The organism is Vibrio sp. 1401 (assembly GCF_033340295.1).
Window position 1 is genome coordinate 1 of record NZ_JAWOWF010000225.1, and the last position, 857, is coordinate 857.

At 49.1% G+C, this 857-nt stretch carries 1 protein-coding gene; it reads left to right on the forward strand.

Annotated elements, in window-relative coordinates; translation table 11 throughout:
• On the forward strand, nucleotides 1-857 hold an 857-nt coding region (locus tag R7Z77_RS24730; protein WP_318136969.1), incomplete at both ends, for an AMP-binding protein.

The following is an 857-nucleotide window of genomic DNA, read 5'->3' on the forward strand; positions in this document are numbered from 1 at the left end:
CAAAGGTGATGTCGTGGCGGCCTACTTGCCCTACCTTCCAGAGACCGTAATGGCGATGCTCGCGACCACCAGCCTCGGTGCTATTTGGACGTCGACCTCTCCAGACTTTGGTGTCGACAGCGTGTTGGAGCGGTTCGGCCAAGTGACACCCAAAGTATTGTTTTGTTGTAATGGCTACCAATTTGGCGGCAAGATCTTCGATATGACGCAAAAAAACCGAGCGATTAGCAGCAAGCTCGGAAACACCATCAGCGTTTGCCAAATTGACTATTTAACGCCAAGCAGCGAATTAAAACCAAGAGACGAACGATCCGACTCCGACTTCGTCACATGGAACGAGTTGTCTGAACACATTGCTCCACAAGCTATTCGCTACCAACCAGTACTGTATAATGACCCGTTATTCATTTTATATTCGTCAGGAACCACAGGGCAGCCTAAGTGCATTGTCCATTCCGTAGGTGGAACCTTACTCAATCATTTGAAAGAACATCAGCTGCACTGCGATGTTAAACCTCTCGACAAGGTTTTCTACTACACCACTTGTGGTTGGATGATGTGGAACTGGCATGTTTCCGCACTCGCGAGCGGTGCCACGTTGGTGATTTACGACGGTAGCCCCGTGTACCCCGACCATTCTGTGCTTTGGCGCTTGGCGGAAGAACAGTCGGTGTCACTGTTTGGTACCTCTGCAAAGTATCTCGAAGCGCTTGAGCAAGCCAATTGTTCGCCTCGGTCAGAGCATAATTTGGATTCGCTGAAGACCTTATGCTCCACAGGTTCCGTGCTCTATCCTGAGCAGTTCAGTTACGTTTATCAACATATCAAACAGGATTTACATTTAGCCTCCATCGCTG